This is a genomic window from Pauljensenia sp. 20925_1_27 (assembly GCF_041432835.1).
Lineage (GTDB): Bacteria > Actinomycetota > Actinomycetes > Actinomycetales > Actinomycetaceae > Pauljensenia.
On the sequence record NZ_JAPWAH010000018.1, the window covers coordinates 1 to 16,558 of the forward strand.

Below are 16,558 nucleotides of genomic sequence, written 5' to 3' on the forward strand. Positions count from 1 at the left end.
AAGGCAGCGTTGCGAGAGTTGGCGGAGGGAAACTTCTAGGCCCGGCGCGCAGGCACGAGGCTGTGAACTACCTGGTTGGCCAGGGGTTTTCTCAGCGTCTTGCATGCCGCGTTGCCGGGCTGTCCCGGTCAGCGTATTGCCGGACCCGCGCGGCGGGCGGGGCGAAAACGCTGCGTGATCATGCGCCTGTGCGCCAGTGGATGAACGATTTTGCCGCCACGCATCGACGGTGGGGCTATAAACGCGCCTGGGCGCGGGCCAAGAGCGAGGGCATTGTCATAGGGCGTGATACGTTCCGGCGCTTGTGGCGCGCCGAAGGGCTACGCGTGCGCCCGCGCAAAGCCCCCAAGCCCCGCACCGCACCACGCATACAGCGCCTGGTCAAGGCTAGCGCCCCCGGGCAGGTATGGGCCATTGATTTCCAGTTCGACTCGGACTGGAAGGCACGTGTTCAAGGTCTGTAACCTCATCGATGAGTTCACGCGCCAGCACCTGGCTTTCCGCGTCGAGCGGCGCATGGGTGCCGTCGACGTGATCGAAATGCTTGACCTAGCTGCCCTGGCCCATGGGGCACCCCAGGTGCTGCGCGCCGATAACGGGCCCGAATTCATCGCCGCAGCCATGGGGCGCTGGGCCAGCGAGCATGACACGCTCCAAGCGTTCATCCCACCGGGCCAACCCTGGCATAACGGGTTCGTGGAGTCCTTACACAACCGCATGCGTGATGAACTCTTGGAAGACAACATGTTCGAAGACCTCAACCACGCGCGCACGCTGATCGGCGCCTGGTCCCACCGCTACAATGAAGAGCACCCCCACAGCGCGCTGGGCTGGCTCTCACCCAACCAATACGCGCACCAATGGGCACAACACCACCAATAACAACCAACAACCCTCAAAACACCCGGCCCACAAAACCAGACCAGACCATTAGCGCCTCAAAAACCGCAGAATTCCAACGTTCTGACTTCAAAAGTTGAAGCATGTACGAGGGAATTGCATGCGAAATTTGGGAGACACACCCAGCCCCCACGCGTATCGATACGAGTCACACAGAGATCCGCATCAGAAACGGTTCACCACGGCAAGGCGTTGCACTAGTTAGGGAGCATTACACCAGTTAGGGACCATTACACCACCTGGGAACTGGTGTAATACCCAGCTAAATGGTGTAACACCACTTAGGAACAAGCCCAACCGCGCGGCCAGCGTCCGACACCCGGAGGCATTGCACTACTTTCACCAGCGTTGCACTACTTAGCAGGGCATTGCACTAGCTACTATCCAGTGCAATGCTCCCCCATCTAGTGCATTGCCCCTTCAACTAGTGCAACGCTTCGGAGTCACAAGCCCCACCATGGTTCGCACAGCAACTCCCACACCGGGCATTACACCTCTTACGGGACGCTGCACCTCTTACGGGACGCTGCACCCGATCAGAACGGGTGCACTGCCTACGTATCGGGTGCAGCGCCCACACTCACAAGCCCAACCATGGAACAAAGCACCACGCGCACCAACTTCAACACAACGACAGTAGGCCCAACACAACGAAACGACCGCAGCACCAGCACGCGTGGCAGATAATAACCCATATCGCGCCACGTCTCCGACCTACCGGATAGAGGGCTCAACTCTTTTCGAATATTACCCCCATCGAACACAAGCACAGACTCGGAGGCGCACCACCTAATTCGGCTCTTCAGAGTTGGGTATGGATGGAGGGGTCTAGGCCTCCTGCGAAGAGCCACATAACCCTAAGAAGCCAATCATACTCCCAACACCATTCAATTATGCGAAACAGCACACGGGATTAAACCCATTCCAAGAACTTTGACAAAACATCACAATAAGCCACATTCTCTCAAAATCTTCATTTCCATTACGACTCGACGAACTTGTGAGAGACGGCCACTCAACTGCCCAATATAATGCGCAGAAATACCAATCTGCTCAAGTGCAGCAACTACTTGTGCAGCAGCGATCCCATACTCAGAATAGACAAAGCATATAACATCTCGACTCGCACCAAATCTACGTTCAGCCATTATTTGAACATACTTCGTCACCTCCGCTCCATAGTCATACCGAAACGAAAGTCGAAACTCACTTTCACACCGATCATCCCAGAGCCATTGTGGGATATACGATTGGAGTTTTAGGTCATCGCTTCCAAGGCCTACTTGAACCATACGAGATGCTTTGGATATTGTTGCATCAATGAAAGCGTACTCCACTTGCGGAGATACCGCCTCGCACAATCGATCTAAACTAACTTGAGAAAGCTTAAACCTATCTACCAGCTGCGCAGACCTAAACTCATATAATTGAAACTTAATACATTTAAACACTGCAATTAGAGCGACTAGCAACAAAGCGACAGAAGCACCGAGGAGCAGCAAAATATACATTTTGACCGCGATCGACAACTCCCCTCCCTCTCCTTCATAATTATCGACTAGATAGTCGACAATTTTTACCAAAGTCACGTAGAGAAGTGCACTTACTATAATTACACAGAACCAAGACGTGCTATCACTCATCTCACGCTTATGAGACTTTGTCAAATATTTGCGAATGGTCGCGACAACCAACTCCTTTGAGAAGTACTCTTTTGCTTTGACAACAGAATTTAACTCCACAACAATATTATCATCGTCGAGCAACCTAAGTATTTTTGAAGCGTTAGGGTTTCGGTTCAGAAAATTAATTGCATGCACACCATGCCTTGACTTTTTATTAAGCCAGCAATAATAGTTATTATACTAATAATCGGAATGACAATTTCCGCAAATCCACTAACACTTTTGATGGCGCTACCAAGAACCTGAGCCACCTCACCCAAGATAACCATCTCCAAAACAGTACTTCACAACAGTCACATTTCGTCTTTAGATCTTTTTGACGACACTAAGTCGGAGTTGATCAGAAAATTTCTCCTCTATTATTCCCTATTTGACAATATATGTAAACTTCCTGTTCTACCCTTCAATTGATGACTACCGATCGAGCTTAAGACTCTCTATTTTAATGAATCAGCCATTTTTTGACACACCCTTCGGATCGATAGCAGATTCACGATGGGAGTAGATCTATCATGTTTTACACAGGTAACGACGGTGCGACACGCCCATAGAGCACCTTCGACTAACGACCCGTAGGCAGCATTACACAGTACGCAAATCGCGCCCGCCTACTATGCTGCCAAGCTTTACAAACAACACAAGTTATGCTGCCAAGAGAGACGCAGGCAGGCACGTAGCCTCGGACGCTAGGTACCGTAGCTGGAGTTACAGTGCTGAAGCTGTAGATTGCCTTTCTCTCCAGAACCCACTACGGCCAATGCGCCGAATGCACACACCACACTGCCGACAAGCCTTGCAATCTGCACTACAGGCTACGTGTCATCCCACAGTGGCACGCTGCTACCACCGAAACTACGACACCGGCTCACGACGCACGCCGAAAACTTGCCGACACCAGCTAATACCACGCATCAGCAAACCGTAGGCCAACACGATAAAGCATCCCTGACACCAGCAGGCGCCGGGAGCTCGAAAGCTTAGACGCTCAACGGCCCTCGAGGTGGTTCTTCGCCGCGATCAGGACCTGCTCCCACATGCCGAGCTCATCGTCGTACGCCTGGCGGGCCTCAGCCTCGTCGTCGGAGACCGACGCCAGACCCGACTCCTCCACGTGGATGGCGACGCCGCCGCGCTCCTCGGACAGGGAAACCTCGACGCGGGTCGCGTACTCGTCCGGCAGCTCGTCGTCGGCCAGCGGATACCAGCGGAAGGCGACGACATCCATGGGGTCCTCGTCGGCCTTTTCGATCAGCCAGTCGCCGGCATCCGGGTCGCTCACGCGGTACAGGCCATCGTCCCCGAGCGTCACCTCGTGATCACCCAGCGGGCCGTCGTTCACCCACCAGCCCGGCTCCGACACGAGCGCCCACGCGGCCTCAACGTCGCAGTCGACGACCACGTCGGTCGCGACGCGATCCAGATCGTCCTCAACATCGTCGTCAGAAGTCATGCCAAAGAAGCTCATGCATTAACGGTACCGGCTCGGGCGCTCCCAGGCACGCGAATGGACACCCCAACGCGCGCCCGTTTGCGCACGTCGGCGGGCACCGGAACAGACAAGGGATCAGACCCCGCGCGAGCACGTCGGCGCGCACATGCACGAGGCATTGGAACGCCGCGTCTTCGCGCGCATACGACGAGGCCGTGGCCGCCCCGCGGGACAGCGGGAGTGGGCCACGGCCTCGTTGAAGGGAGGGCGATCAGCCGAGACGCGTGATGCGGTAGCGCCAATCCACGGGGCCGACCTCGAGGGTCTCCACGCGGTAGTGCTGCTCGGAATCCTGCAGGTGCGCGAACAGCGGCTCGGGCTGGTGAGGCGCGCAGATCTGGATGTTCTCGCCGACGGGCAGGTTATCGACCGCCGCGAAGAGGACCGCGTGGCGCACGACGCGGGGGATCGAGTGGATGACCAGCTCGTCCGCGCCCGGGCGGTGGATGAGGCCGGCGCCGCCAGCGTGCACGTTGCCCGCCGAGGGGGCGCCGTCACCGCAGCCGCAGCCGCCCGCCGTGGAGGCGATGGGCTCGGCGGCCATCTCGTGGGGGCGCTCGGCGGGGGCGTCGTGTCCGCCGCAACCGCAACCCGCGTGCTCGGCGGGAGCCTGCTCGGCGGGGGCCTCGGGAGCCTGCGCGCCGTGGCCGTGGCCGCCGCAGCCGCAACCGGCGTGCTCGGCGGGAGCGGCCTGCTCCGCGCGTTCCTTCTTACCTTCGCCACCGCAGCCGCACCCGCAGCCGCCATCCTCGGAAGGGACGGTGTTGGCGTCGACCAGCTTGAACATCTGACGGTCAGTCATGTCTTTTCCTTATCCTTCGGCCCGACGGGCCATTTCAGCGAACCTTACCCAGTGTAGGCATGCCTCAGCCGGCCGCGCGCGTTCACTTAATGAGGAACTCGGCCTCAACCTCGACGCTCACGTTGAGGGGCAGCGCGGCGACGCCGACGGCGCTGCGTGCGTGCTGGCTGCCGAAGATCTCGCCGAATAGCTCGGAAGCGCCGTTGATGACGCCGGCCTGGCCGTAGAAGTCGGGGCGCGAGGACACGAAGCCGACGACCTTCACGACGCCCGCGAGGTTGTCGATGCCGCCCGCGACGGAGGCCGCCGCGGCCAGAGCGTTGAGGGCGCACACGCGCGCCGCGTCCTTGGCGTCCTCGGGGTCCGCGCCGTCCTCGCCGACCGCGCCGATGCACACGGGCTCGCCGTTCACGACGGGGATCTGGCCGGAGGTGCGCACGACGCCACGGTCGATGACGGCGGGCACGTACGCGGCGACCGGCGTGGCGACGGCGGGCAGTTCGAGGCCGAGCTCGGCGAGCTTCTCGGAGGGGAGCATGAGGGGTCCTTTCGTTGTCATCGACGAGGCCGGGGCCTCGTCCTCTGGTTTCAGTCTAGTTGCGCTGATCCCGGAGGTGGCGAGTGACGGCGTGACCGTGAGATCCCGGCCGAGGCCTCGTCGATGAAGAGGCAGCGCAGGTATAAGCGTGCGCCCCGCGTGTCGACAATCACGCGGGGCGCACTAGTGGGGAGCCTCAGCCCTGGGGTGCGGCCGGGGGCTGACCGCCCTGACCCGGACCGCCCGCCGGGGGCTGGCCACCCTGTCCTGGACCTCCGGCCGGAGGCTCACCGCCGGCCGGGGGCTGTCCGCCCATCCCCATGCCGCCCTGGCCGGCGGTTGCTTCGGTTGCAGTGCCGTCGACGCTCACCGTGTAGGTGGAGCCGTTGGTCATGCCGGAGGTCGAGTAGATGACGTTACCGAAGGCCTTGAGCGAGGTGTAGGTGCCCAGAACCGAACCCGAGGCGTCGGTGATCGTCACCGTGGATCCGGCGGAGCCGGTCGCCGAGGCGGAGACCCAGCCCTGGCCGTCGGTCGTGGTCGGCGTCTCCACCATCTCGCTCGTCGCGAAGGCGATGACCGTGCCACCCGTGATGCTCATGGCGCCGTTGGAATCCAGGGAGCCGTTCGCGCCGGAGGCCGGGCCGTAGACGGTCGTCGTGCCTCCGCTGATGGTCAGCGAGCCGTTGGAGTCGAGGCCGTCGCCGTTCGCGTTGACGGTCAGGGTGCCGCCGGTGATGGTGAGCTGCTCGCCGGTGTCCTCCATCGAGCCGCCGCCGTCAGCCATGCCACCCGGGCCCATCTGCTGGGTGGTCGTGGTGGTGTCCGAGCTGGACTCAGCAACAGCCGCCAGGCCGGCCTCGACCGTGATCGAGCCTGAGGCGTTGATGCCGTCGTCACTCGAGGTCAGGTCGACGGTGCCGTCGGAGATCGTGATGAGGCCACCCTCGAGGGCCTCGTTCGACTGCGTGACGGTCACGGTTGCGCCGTCCAGGACGGCCGCGACCTCGGTGTGCACGCCATCGTCGCCGGAGGCTGCGGTGATCGTGCCGGAGCTCAAGCGCAGAGCGCCATTGGAGTGGATGGCGTCATCCCCGGCGTCGATGGTGGTCACTCCGCCGTCGACGATGATGTAGGTCTGAGCCTTGATGCCCTTGGCCGAGCCCGTGGAGGGCTTACCGGCCGAGGCGCCGCCGCCCGAGGTGATCGACAGGGTGCCGCCGGTGACGATCGCGTCGGTGTACGCGTCGATGCCGTCGCCGCCCGAGGTCAGGGTGACGGTGCCGTCCGCAATGTTGACGTAGCCCTTGGTGTCGTCGTTGTCCTGGTCGGACTTGAGGGCGTCGCCGCCGGAGTTCACGGTGACGGTGCCGCCCGCAACGGTCAGGGAGTCCTTGCCGCGCAGGCCGTCGTCCGAGGCGGTCGCGTTGATCGTGCCGCTCAGGACGTACAGGTCGTCCTTGGAGGTGATCGCGTCCGACGCACCGGAGGTCACGTTGAGCGTGCCCGAGCCGGTGATCGTCAGGTCCATGTCAGCGTAGATGGCCGCGTTCGCGTCCTCCGTGCCGGTGTAGGTGCCGTCGGTGATCGTCGAGGTGCCTTCGAGGGACAGGACGAGGTCGTCACCGCTGGTCGCCTCGATCGCGGCACCCGTCGAGGAGGTGATGGTGGCGTTGTCGAGGATCAGGACGACCCGGTCCTCGGATCCTGCGGCCACGACGACCTTGCCGGTGAAGGATCCACTGAGCTTGTAGACACCGGCCTTGGAGATGGTCAGCACGCCGTCGCTCACGCTCACGGCGTCGGACGAGGAAGTCGCGGTCGTACCGCTGAGCGTCACGTCGACGGCGTCCGAGGCATTCCAGTCGCTGTCCTTCACGTAGGAGGCCTTCGCGTTCGAGGCCAGGGCGTCGGCCGCGGTGGGCGGCGCAGTCGTGTCGCCGTTGGTTCCGGAGGACGCGACGGCAGCGGTCGCGCTCGTCGCGGTGGAGCCGGAGGAGGTGACGCCCGAGGCACCGCATGCGCCCAGCGCCAGCGTTCCAACGAGGGCGATCGCACCAATCGTCCGGGCGGGGGTCCAGATTTTCTGAAGGGCTTTCATGTGTCTGTCTCTTTCGTGCAGTTAAAGCTTGTGTTTCTTATGCTCAGCGCTTGCGTTTCGCGCGCGTTCGAAACCGTGAGGGCCGGTGTGGCAAAACCGGAGGGCCGGCGTGGCGTCGTCCGCGCGTGGTGGCCGCCTGCGCGTGGTGTCCGCCTGCTTGGCGGCCAGCAGCCCGGCGCCCGTCAGGCCGCCATCGCGAGAGGCGTGGAGTGCGCGATCTCGGGGACCTCCACATATTCGTGAAAGTAGCGGTCCAGCGTGCGATGCCACTTGTTCGCAGGCAGGTCGTGCATGGCGGCCATCGCGGTCCCGTACTTGGAGATCTTCACGGGTCGCACGCCACCCTCCCACAGGAGGTGGTCCACCACGGATGGGGTCGCACCCGACTTCGTTTCGATAATGACCAGGTCGGGGCGGGCAACCTCGGTGCCGTCCGTGCGCAGCGAGCGCCATGACAGGTTCGTGTCCACCGTCGCGCGTCCCACGCCACCGGGCAGGAGCAGGGTGTTGCGCTCGTAGGATCCAGCCAGGACCGGCTCGAGGGCTGGCACCAGGTGGCCGTAGCCCGTCTTCTCGACCTTGCCGGCCACCCACTGGCGGCGCTCACCCGCTAGAGGAGCCCCGGCCTCGTCCCAAGAGATCGGCATACGCTTCTTGACGGTCACGCCGCGCGGGCCGCGGGTCTTGACCTCCAGGAACGAGGCCTTGGACGAGAGGTAGGAGCGGGTGCGGACCTTGAAACGACGGCGGCGCTTGAGCGCGGTCAGGAGATACGAATCCATGTCGGGCGTGTCGTAGTAGGTGGAGGCGTAGCCCTGGGACACCTGGCCGTCGATGTTCAGGACCAACACGTCCTCAGGGAGGTGGCTCAGAATCGCCGAGGCCGTGGCGGCGTCCAGCGCGTACTTGCGGTCCACTCGGGTCAGCATCGCCGCACGCTTATTCAGTTCATCGAGGCCGATCGAGTCGAGGTCGGCGAGAATCGAGTTCAGGGTGGCGTTCATGAGTCGTGTCCTTGGTGGTGGTCTGTGGGGTATCTGCTTGCGGGGCGTCGGGCGTCGGGTCAGGCGACCTTCGAGCGAACGTCCACGAGAGTCAGGTCGTTCACGAGGTCGAGCTTGACGACGCTGACCGAGGCGACGGACGCGCCGAGGCGCTGCTCGAGGGCTGCCTTCAGCTCGGCGGGGTCGGCGATCGCGCGGTCCAGCTGGACGGTCTGCGAGGTGTAGCGGCCGAAGACCAGCTTCGAGTCACCGAAGGCCAGGGCCACGAGGATCAGCGCGATGAGGCCTCCCAGCAGCGGGGTCACCGCCGAGGACATGCCCGTCAGCAGGCCGAGAGCCAGCGACGCGAAGTAGTAGGCGATTTCCGTCTGCGAGATCTGATCCGAACGCAGTCGGATGATCGAGAGAACACCGAAGAGGCCGAGGCCGAGGCCCGCACTCACGGTCGAGTTCGCGAGGATGATCGTGACGGCGAGGACGCCGACATTCACTCCCAGGAACGCTGCGACGAGGTCAGCGCGGCGGTGCCGTGGGAAGTAGAGGCCGAACACGAGGGCGGCCATGGCAACCAGGTCAATGGCAATCAGGATCAGGGCGGTCATTGGTGTCTCCTTTTGTCGATGCACCTATTTCCCCACGCGACCCTATGAAGAACCTATGAAGCTCTCATATTTCTCATATGACTTTTGGGAGTGTTGCTGTAAAGCTGTGAAACCCGGTGTTTGTATAGGCCTGGCTGCTTTGTGTGCCCGTGGGCGGCGGCCCGCCCGCTCGCCGTCCGCGCCGCGAGCTTCGCTCGGCGCGTCGACTCGTTGTCCGGCCAGGCCCCGCCACCGCCCACGGGCACCGCAGCCTGGCCCTCCGGTCCCTCCGGCGCCCACCACACCAGTGACGCTTATTGTGCTCACGTGTTGTCCTGGCCCCTCCGCCGCCCACGGGCACCGCAGCCAGGCCCATTGGAGTCGCAGCCAAGCCACACCCCAACCCCACAAGCCTCACATCCAACCCTCCCAGCGCTCATCGCTGAGTCCACACCCAATTTCGCATGCAATTCCCTCGCAACTCTTTCAAACCTTGAATTCTGATCGTTGGAATTGCAACGTTTTCAGACTTTGTTGAAACTTCTCCCAATCGAATTGCATGCGAGTTTTCTGGTGACGAGCCCCGCGCCACCACCCACTGGCACCGCAGCCATGCCCACCACACCACAGCCAGGCCACTCAAGCGGGAAAAAATTCTCCCAGCACGCTCAAAACACCCCAAAATCAGCACTTTTTCGCCAGCAGGGCGAATTTTGTCACGGTCCGATCTATGAATCACCCCGCCGGACGCTACGCCCACAGCCCAAACCTTGCGCGGCGTGCACACACGCCACAACGCCGGTGGCACACTGGCCACATGACTGACACCCCCGCACCCCGCACTCGAACGAACGAGCCGGCCCAGGCCTCGTCCCTCCCATCCCTGGCGATCACCGGCGCGTCCGGGAACGTCGGTGGCGCCGCCGCCCGACTGCTCGCCGAGCGCGGCCTGCCCCTGCGCCTGCTCGCGAACACGCCGTCGCGCGCGCCCGAGCTGCCGGGAGCCGTCGCGGTGAAGTGCTCGTACGAGGACACGCTCACGACGCGCGTCGCACTGGAAGGCGTTGACATCCTCTTCATGGTGTCCGCGCCCGAGAGCGAGGACCGCCTAGACAAGCACATCGCCTTCGTCAACGCGGCCGCGGCCTCCGGGGTGCGCCACATCGTGTACCTCTCGTTTATGAACGCGGCGCCCGACGCGACGTTTACGCTGGCGCGCACGCACTTCCACACGGAGGAGCGCATCAAGGCGTCGGGCATGACGTACACGTTCTTGCGCGATAACTTCTACGCGGACTTTTTCGTGGAGTTGCCGGACGAGGAGGGTCGCATCCTCGGGCCTGCGGGCGATGGGCGCGTGGGCGCGGTCGCGCGCGAGGACGCGGGGCGCGTGGCCGCGGGGGTCCTGGCGGATCCGGCGCGTTACGAGAATCAGACCCTCGACGTGACGGGTCCCGAGGCCTTGACCCTCGACGAGATCGCCGCAATTCTCACCCGCGCGTGGGGTCGGCCCGTCACCTACGTGCGCGAAACCGTCGAGGAGGCGTACGAGTCACGCAAGAAGTGGCCTGCCGCCCAGTGGGAGTACGACTCGTGGGTGTCGACTTACACGTCGATCGCGCGCGGTGAGATGGACGTCGTCTCCACGACCGTGCGCGACGTGACGGGCCGCGACCCCCTCACCTTCGAGGAGGTCACCCGAGCGGCGCTCGCGTCGGGCCGCTGACTGTCGGGGTTGAGGCTTCGTGGGCCCCGTTTTCGTTTCTCTTCTCAGGGACGAGGCCGGGGTTGCTTCATGCGCTCATGCTTGCTGCCTCCGCGGTGGCCCTGATAGCGTCGGGGCATGAACAACGAGCCCTTCTGCACTCTTCGGAGGCAGCACATCCGCGCCCAGGCGTGGTGGTGACCATGGCTCGATCGCGACGTCGGGGGATCAGCGGATTCCTCTCCAGCATCTTTTCCAATCGCACCGAGTCGCTCGTGGGTGAAGACAGATGGCGGCGCAACGAGTGGAAACGTGCACTAGTTTCGATCGTCATCGTCGCTCTCGGGATAGCGATCGTTGAAGGAATCTATCGCCTGACACACTATGGCGATTTCCGTTTCGCTGTCTATCTGGCTTCAATTCCGGTAGTAGCTGGAGTGCCTCAGGTGACATGCGACTCGATAGTTCCCTATCTGCGTTCCCATGTTCGATTCGTCAACGGCCACGTTGTCATACAAGGTGAGCGTCTTACCAACATCGGATACCTCACTAGCTACGCGATCCTCTGCATGACCGTCGTAGGAGCACTCGTGCTCGGTTTCTTAACGCACGACTTCAAGACAACTATCGGTATTGCGGTGGTAGCAGCATTTTTTGCCTATCATCTCGTTTCTGAGAATCCAATGGAAGACCTGAAAAACACCATCAAGGATCGTTCAATGACGGTGTTATCCCCAGATAGCATCGACTTTCACGCTGCTCCTCATCTCTCGATCCATAAGCATCTGGAGTCCGCCTCTGACGGATGCGGCAGCGACTCCTCCGTCCGGTGGGACCAGAACGTCAAGATCTACGATCTCAGCACGACGAGCTACCACGTTACTCTCCTCGCTGACCCCGACGCGTATGACGGGCCATGGAGCGTGTGCTGCCGGACGATCGGCATCCCCTTCACCGGCCTCGACGCCCTCATGCGGCACTTCAACGAGCACCCCGAAGACCGTCCGCTCCTGGCCACGCCGCAGGGCGTCGACCTCGTCAATAACATCCTCACCGAGGCCCACATGGAACTCACAACCCCGCAAAGGAGGCGCTCATGAGCACCAAGAAGCGCATCCTCGTGACGCTAATCGTCGCGATCCTGGTCGGCATCGCAATCTTCCCGATGCTGCCCCTCGAATACCGCGACCGCATCATCGCGATCCTCACCCACCCGCTGTACTACCTGGGCTTGGGTAACTGGTAGGACGAGGCCTGGTCCAGATCCATAGGCATGGGGGGTGGGGTTCCCAACCGGGAACCCCACCCCCTTCACTCACAATGCAGCAGCCTCAGAGATTCTCGACAACCGCCGCGCGGGGACCGCGCTCGCCTGTGGATGCGTCACGCCAGGCCTCGAGAGCCCGCAGGAACGCGGTAGCACCGGGGTCCTGGAGACCGATCGACCGGTCCTGCGGCACAGATGCACGAAGCACGCCTCCAGCACCGCCGTCTTCCACCACCGCTATTCCCACGACCACTGCGACCTTGACAGAACCTCTCCCCCTCTCTATCCTTGGATGAAACGTTTCATCCTCATCGTGGAGGACCAATGACCACTTCATCTGAAGACCTCATCTCCCAACTCATCGAGTTGTCCAACCAGATCGGTTCGGACACGGAATACACGCGCTCAGGCGGTGGAAACTCCTCCGCGAAAACAGGCGACACGCTCCTTATCAAGCCCAGCGGCGTCCCGCTCGCAACCCTGCGCGAGGAAGACCTGGTCCCTCTCGACATTCCGACCCTTCTGCACGCCTTCGAGCATCCCGAAGAGCTCCCCACGGGCGAAGACCCCGTCCGTGCGGCGGCCCAGCTGGCGCAGCGTGGCGCGTTCGAGCGCCGTCCCAGCGTCGAGATCCTCTTCCACGCCCTCATTCCCGACCCGCTCGTCATTCACCTGCACCCGCTGACCGCCAACGCGATCACGTGCAACACGCGCGGTGAGGAGCTGTGCGAGCAGATCCTCGGCGACCAGGCCCTGTGGGTCGACTACACGGACCCGGGCATTCCGCTGGCACGCCTCATCGCCGACCGTCGCCGCGCGTTCACGGCCACGCACGGCACTCCCCCGCCAGCGATCACGCTCCTCGGCAACCACGGCATCATCGTCTCGGGCCCGACGAAGGACGCGATCCTCGAGCGCATCAACTTCCTGACGTCCTCAATCCGTGCGGCGATTGACGAGGCCGGGACCGCCTTCTCGGGTTCACCTTCCCGGGTGGCCGAGGCGTTCCGTCGCGCGGTGGATGCGCCGAGCGTCGCGTTGTCGACGGACGGCCTGTCGGCGCTCGCGTCGGCGCCCGGAGGGCCGCTGATCCCAGATCAGATCGTGTACGCGGGTTCCTTCCCCGTCATGCTGGAGGCGACCGACACGGAGGACATCGTGTCGGCGAAGGTGTCGTTGCACCGCGCGCAGCACGGCCGCTCCCCCATCGTCGCTGTCATTCCTGGACTCGCGGTAGCAGCGGTGGGACGCTCGAACGAGGCCTCGGACAACGCGTTGCACACCTTCCTGGACGCGTTGCGCGTGGCACGGGACGCGAACCTGCTCGGTCGCGTGCGCGTCATGGACGAGCGCGAGCGCGGCTTCATCGAGAACTGGGAGGCGGAGTCCTATCGCCAGAAGGTGGCTGCATCTCAAGGTTCCTGACCCATCGAGGGAAACCGGACGCACCGTTCGTTATCGAAGTGTTTGGGGCATGTTGTCATACAACATGCCCCAAACACTTATCATCATGTGCACGGCGCGATGACCACCCGCGTATCTCAGGAGTTGTGTGGGCCAGCAGACCATTCGGACCACAGGAGTTCGTCGCACGCGGATCATTCTTATATGCACGTGGGCCGCGGCTCGAACTAGTCGAGTCGCGGCCCACGTCAGCGCACGTCAGCTAAGACCGAGCATCGAGAAGCGCTTCCGCCTCATCCCAGAGGCGCGCATGAGAAGCGCGCGGCTCGTAGGTCACGAGCGCCGACGACGCCAGTGAAATGGCGCGGAGGTCCATCAGTGTCCCGCTGGCCGCGCCAATGGCTCGCAGAGACATGAGCATGTTTCCGAGGGCCGTGGCCTCGACGGGTCCCGCAATGACCGGGATGCCTGTCGCGTCGGCCGTCTCCTGGGCGAGTAGGCGATTCTTTGAGCCGCCCCCAACGAGGTGAATCGCTTCAGGGCGGGTACCGCTCAGCTCAATTGTCCGTCGGGTTGCCCGGCGGTATGCCAGCGCCAGCGAATCGGTGATCGCCCGCAGCACGGTTGCCCGCTCACGGGGATCGACGCCCGAGGTCTGCGGCTCGCCAACCCCCGCCTCGGCCTCTTCCGCCGCGGAAGCGCCCGGGCCCGGGATCCACAGCGAACGCACGCGCTCTACCATGCCGCCCGGAGCCATCAGCTCGGGCGAGGACATGTCGAGAAGGTAGCGCGCGGGCTGGGCGGCCTCGGTCTGCGTGTCGAGGAGCGGCCAGTCGACCCGGCCTGAAGCGCCCGACGCCTCATCCCCGAAGGATGCCCACTGACGCAGGCACTCCTGCTGCACCCACATGCCCATGATGTTGGCGAGGAAACGGACCGTGCCGTCCACGCCTAGCTCGTTCGTGAAATTGGCGGAGCGAGCCTCATCGGAGAGCACGGGGGCACTGAGCTCGGTACCGACGAGTGACCAGGTGCCGCTCGAGATGTACGCAAACGACCCGGCCTGGGCGGGCACACCCGCAACCGCCGACGCGGTGTCGTGCGACCCAACGGCGACAACCGGGGTGCGCTTCCCCGTCGAGGTGCGCAGATCGAGCCCCTCGACACGCGCTTCGCCGAGTATCTCCCCCGGTGAAATGATCGGCGGGAAGAGCTGCTCCACCCCGAAGTCGTCGCGCACCCGATTAAGGATCTCGGGATCCCAGTCGCGCCCCGCCGCATTGACGAGGCCTGTCGTCGACGCGTTCGTTAGCTCGCTTCGGGCCTGACCCGTCAGCCAGTACGCCAGCAGGTCGGGGATCAGGAGCGCCGTGCGGGCACAGTCCGCGCGCCGCTCCGCCCGGTCGGCCACGCGCTGGAACAGCGTGTTGAAAGGCTGGAATTGCAGCCCATTGCGCGTATACAGCCAGGAGGAATCCCATCGGTCGAGCACCTCGGATGCGCCGCGGCCGCAGCGCGCCGAGCGGTAGGACGCCGGGTTGCCGATCAGTCGGCCGTCCTCGTCCAGCAGCCCGTAGTCGACGGCCCACGTGTCAATTCCGATGGCGTCCACGGGGCCGCGCAGGCTGGCCTCGCGCAGGCCATCCAGGATTCCGCGCCACAGCGCGAGGATGTCCCACTCGTAGGCCACGCCGGCCTCGTTCCCCGATTGAGAACCGTCGGAACGACGAGGCCCGGGAACGGCGACCGGCCCGTTCGGGAAGCGGGAGCACTCCTCGATGGCGAGACGCTCACCGTCGAACACGCCCCGCAGAACGCGCCCCGAGGAGGCCCCCAGGTCGATAGCGACGACGGTCGTCATCATGCGCCCCAGGAGGCCTGCTGACCGCCCACTCGATCCGCACTAATGCGCTCGAAGTAGCCCGAGGCCGCGTAGGCCGCGAGCGGGTTGGGGTCGAGACCCTGCTCTTCGCGCAGCTCACCCAGGAGCGGGCGCAAGTCGGAGGAGAAGGCGTCCATGAGCACCTGGTTGGCGGTCAGCACGTCGTGCTCGGCCTGTGCCTTCGCCAGCGCGGCACGGTCGACGAGGAGCGCCTTTGCGGTCGCCTCCTGAACGTTCATCGCGGACAGGATTTCTCCCGGGATCTTCTCTTCGAGGTTGTGGCACTGATCGAGCATGAAGTTCACGCCGGAGGTGGGCGCGAGGGCGCCGAAGGAGACGATCTCGTGCATGATGCGGAAGAGCTGGAAGGGGTCGGCAGCCCCCACGATCAGGTCGTCGTCGGCGTAGAAGCGCGAGTTGAAGTCGAAGGCTCCGAGGCGGCCGGCGCGCAGCAGCTGGACGACGATGAATTCGATGTTGGTGCCGGGCGCGTGGTGGCCGGTGTCGAGGCAGACGACGGCCCGCTCACCCAGCGCGGTCACATGCGCGAGAGCCGTGCCCCAGTCCGGGACATCGGTGTGGTAGAAGGCGGGCTCGAAGAACTTGTACTCCAGAAGCAAGCGCTGATGTGGAGCCAGATTCTCGTAGATAACGGACAGTGAGTCAGCGAGGCGCTCCTGGCGCGCAGCGATGGAGTCCTGGCCCGGGTAGTTCGTTCCGTCGCCCAGCCAGATCTTGAGCGTGTCGGAGCCGGTCGCGTTCATGACGTCGATGCAGCGCAGGTGCGCGTCGATGGCCTTGCGGCGCACGGCCTCGTCGGAGTTCGTCAGGGAGCCGAACTTGTAGTCGTCATCCTGGAAGACGTTCGAGTTGATGGTGCCCAGCGTGATGCCCTGGGAGCGCGCGTGCTCCGCGAGGTCGGAGAAGTCATCGACCACGTCCCACGGAATGTGCAGCGACACCCGCGGGGTGATGCCCGTGAACCGATGGACCTGTGCCGCGTCGTCAATCTTTTCGTATGCGTTGCGCGGGGTGCCGGGGCTCGGGAACACCTTGAAGCGGGTGCCGGAGTTACCGAAGGCCCAGCTCGGCAGCTCGATGGTCTGCTCGCGCAGCAGGGTGCGGGCGCTTTCGGACAGGTCGGACAGGTGGATGGTCATGGCGTCTCCTTCGACGTGTGGGGGTGGATTGACGAGGCCG

General features: G+C 63.3%; 16 protein-coding genes. 6 read left to right on the top strand and 10 right to left on the bottom strand.

Going from position 1 to position 16,558, the window contains the following annotated elements; translation table 11 throughout:
• Both O3684_RS08560 and O3684_RS08565 read left to right on the top strand, forming a co-directional pair.
• Positions 1–464, top strand: a 464-nt coding sequence (locus tag O3684_RS08560; protein ID WP_500066329.1) for an IS3 family transposase, incomplete at its 5' end; no start/stop codon positions are given.
• A complete protein-coding gene (locus tag O3684_RS08565) occupies positions 448–882 on the top strand; it encodes an integrase core domain-containing protein (RefSeq protein ID WP_500066330.1) in 435 nt (144 codons plus the stop codon). The genes O3684_RS08560 and O3684_RS08565, both read left to right, overlap by 17 nt.
• A gap of 962 nt (positions 883–1,844) precedes the next feature.
• On the opposite strand, the gene O3684_RS08570 is transcribed toward O3684_RS08565, so the two are convergent.
• The 7 genes from O3684_RS08570 to O3684_RS08600 all read right to left on the bottom strand — a co-directional run bounded on the left by O3684_RS08570 (position 1,845) and on the right by O3684_RS08600 (position 9,121).
• Positions 1,845–2,720, bottom strand: a complete 876-nt coding sequence (locus O3684_RS08570; protein WP_500066332.1) for a hypothetical protein — start codon at positions 2,718–2,720, stop codon at positions 1,845–1,847.
• An 850-nt stretch (positions 2,721–3,570) separates the two neighbouring features.
• Positions 3,571–4,050 carry an SRPBCC family protein gene (locus O3684_RS08575; RefSeq protein WP_500066333.1) on the bottom strand — a complete coding sequence of 160 codons (480 nt, stop codon included), beginning with the start codon at positions 4,048–4,050 and terminating at the stop codon, positions 3,571–3,573.
• Between the two features lie 235 nt (positions 4,051–4,285).
• A complete protein-coding gene (locus O3684_RS08580) occupies positions 4,286–4,876 on the bottom strand; it encodes a DUF2249 domain-containing protein (protein ID WP_500066334.1) in 591 nt (196 codons plus the stop codon).
• An 82-nt stretch (positions 4,877–4,958) separates the two neighbouring features.
• Positions 4,959–5,414 carry a RidA family protein gene (locus O3684_RS08585; protein WP_003791248.1) on the bottom strand — a complete coding sequence of 152 codons (456 nt, stop codon included), beginning with the start codon at positions 5,412–5,414 and terminating at the stop codon, positions 4,959–4,961.
• A gap of 196 nt (positions 5,415–5,610) precedes the next feature.
• Complete coding sequence (locus O3684_RS08590; protein WP_500066335.1) at positions 5,611–7,515, bottom strand: carbohydrate-binding domain-containing protein; 1,905 nt, start codon at positions 7,513–7,515, stop codon at positions 5,611–5,613.
• Positions 7,516–7,697: 182 nt separating this feature from the next.
• On the bottom strand, positions 7,698–8,519 hold the full coding sequence (locus tag O3684_RS08595; protein ID WP_500066336.1) for a polyphosphate polymerase domain-containing protein: 822 nt from the start codon (positions 8,517–8,519) through the stop codon (positions 7,698–7,700).
• Positions 8,520–8,578: 59 nt separating this feature from the next.
• Positions 8,579–9,121, bottom strand: coding sequence for a DUF4956 domain-containing protein (locus tag O3684_RS08600; protein ID WP_048775245.1), 543 nt, complete (start codon positions 9,119–9,121; stop codon positions 8,579–8,581).
• Between the two features lie 796 nt (positions 9,122–9,917).
• Here O3684_RS08600 and O3684_RS08605 point away from each other — a divergent pair.
• From O3684_RS08605 to O3684_RS08615, 3 genes are all read left to right on the top strand, one after another.
• The gene (locus O3684_RS08605) at positions 9,918–10,826 is read left to right on the top strand and encodes an SDR family oxidoreductase (RefSeq protein ID WP_500066337.1); all 909 of its coding nucleotides are present in this window, start codon (positions 9,918–9,920) and stop codon (positions 10,824–10,826) included.
• 182 nt (positions 10,827–11,008) lie between these two features.
• Complete coding sequence (locus O3684_RS08610; protein WP_500066338.1) at positions 11,009–11,905, top strand: hypothetical protein; 897 nt, start codon at positions 11,009–11,011, stop codon at positions 11,903–11,905.
• Positions 11,902–12,051 carry a hypothetical protein gene (locus tag O3684_RS08615; RefSeq protein WP_500066339.1) on the top strand — a complete coding sequence of 50 codons (150 nt, stop codon included), beginning with the start codon at positions 11,902–11,904 and terminating at the stop codon, positions 12,049–12,051. The genes O3684_RS08610 and O3684_RS08615 overlap by 4 nt, the downstream gene beginning before the upstream one ends.
• Before the next feature lie 85 nt (positions 12,052–12,136).
• On the opposite strand, the gene O3684_RS08620 is transcribed toward O3684_RS08615, so the two are convergent.
• Positions 12,137–12,280, bottom strand: coding sequence for a hypothetical protein (locus O3684_RS08620; RefSeq protein ID WP_285098907.1), 144 nt, complete (start codon positions 12,278–12,280; stop codon positions 12,137–12,139).
• Between the two features lie 116 nt (positions 12,281–12,396).
• On the opposite strand from O3684_RS08620, the gene O3684_RS08625 reads away from it, so the two are divergent.
• Entirely contained in the window at positions 12,397–13,497 is a 1,101-nt protein-coding gene (locus tag O3684_RS08625) for a class II aldolase/adducin family protein (RefSeq protein WP_500066340.1), read from the top strand.
• A 241-nt stretch (positions 13,498–13,738) separates the two neighbouring features.
• Here the strand turns inward: O3684_RS08625 and O3684_RS08630 are convergent, their stop codons facing one another.
• Entirely contained in the window at positions 13,739–15,340 is a 1,602-nt protein-coding gene (locus O3684_RS08630) for a rhamnulokinase (protein WP_500066341.1), read from the bottom strand.
• Positions 15,337–16,518 carry an L-rhamnose isomerase gene (gene rhaI, locus O3684_RS08635; RefSeq protein ID WP_500066343.1) on the bottom strand — a complete coding sequence of 394 codons (1,182 nt, stop codon included), beginning with the start codon at positions 16,516–16,518 and terminating at the stop codon, positions 15,337–15,339. The genes O3684_RS08630 and rhaI overlap by 4 nt, the downstream gene beginning before the upstream one ends.
• Positions 16,519–16,558: the final 40 nt, after the last annotated feature.

Coding starts and splice junctions, on each gene's coding strand:
- O3684_RS08575 (WP_500066333.1), bottom strand. CDS start 4,050: ATGAGCTTCTTTGGCATGACTTCTGACGACGATGTTGAGGACGATCTG.
- O3684_RS08580 (WP_500066334.1), bottom strand. CDS start 4,876: ATGACTGACCGTCAGATGTTCAAGCTGGTCGACGCCAACACCGTCCCT.
- O3684_RS08585 (WP_003791248.1), bottom strand. CDS start 5,414: ATGCTCCCCTCCGAGAAGCTCGCCGAGCTCGGCCTCGAACTGCCCGCC.
- O3684_RS08590 (WP_500066335.1), bottom strand. CDS start 7,515: ATGAAAGCCCTTCAGAAAATCTGGACCCCCGCCCGGACGATTGGTGCG.
- O3684_RS08595 (WP_500066336.1), bottom strand. CDS start 8,519: ATGAACGCCACCCTGAACTCGATTCTCGCCGACCTCGACTCGATCGGC.
- O3684_RS08600 (WP_048775245.1), bottom strand. CDS start 9,121: ATGACCGCCCTGATCCTGATTGCCATTGACCTGGTTGCCATGGCCGCC.
- O3684_RS08605 (WP_500066337.1), top strand. CDS start 9,918: ATGACTGACACCCCCGCACCCCGCACTCGAACGAACGAGCCGGCCCAG.
- O3684_RS08610 (WP_500066338.1), top strand. CDS start 11,009: ATGGCTCGATCGCGACGTCGGGGGATCAGCGGATTCCTCTCCAGCATC.
- O3684_RS08615 (WP_500066339.1), top strand. CDS start 11,902: ATGAGCACCAAGAAGCGCATCCTCGTGACGCTAATCGTCGCGATCCTG.
- O3684_RS08625 (WP_500066340.1), top strand. CDS start 12,397: ATGACCACTTCATCTGAAGACCTCATCTCCCAACTCATCGAGTTGTCC.
- O3684_RS08630 (WP_500066341.1), bottom strand. CDS start 15,340: ATGATGACGACCGTCGTCGCTATCGACCTGGGGGCCTCCTCGGGGCGC.
- rhaI (WP_500066343.1), bottom strand. CDS start 16,518: ATGACCATCCACCTGTCCGACCTGTCCGAAAGCGCCCGCACCCTGCTG.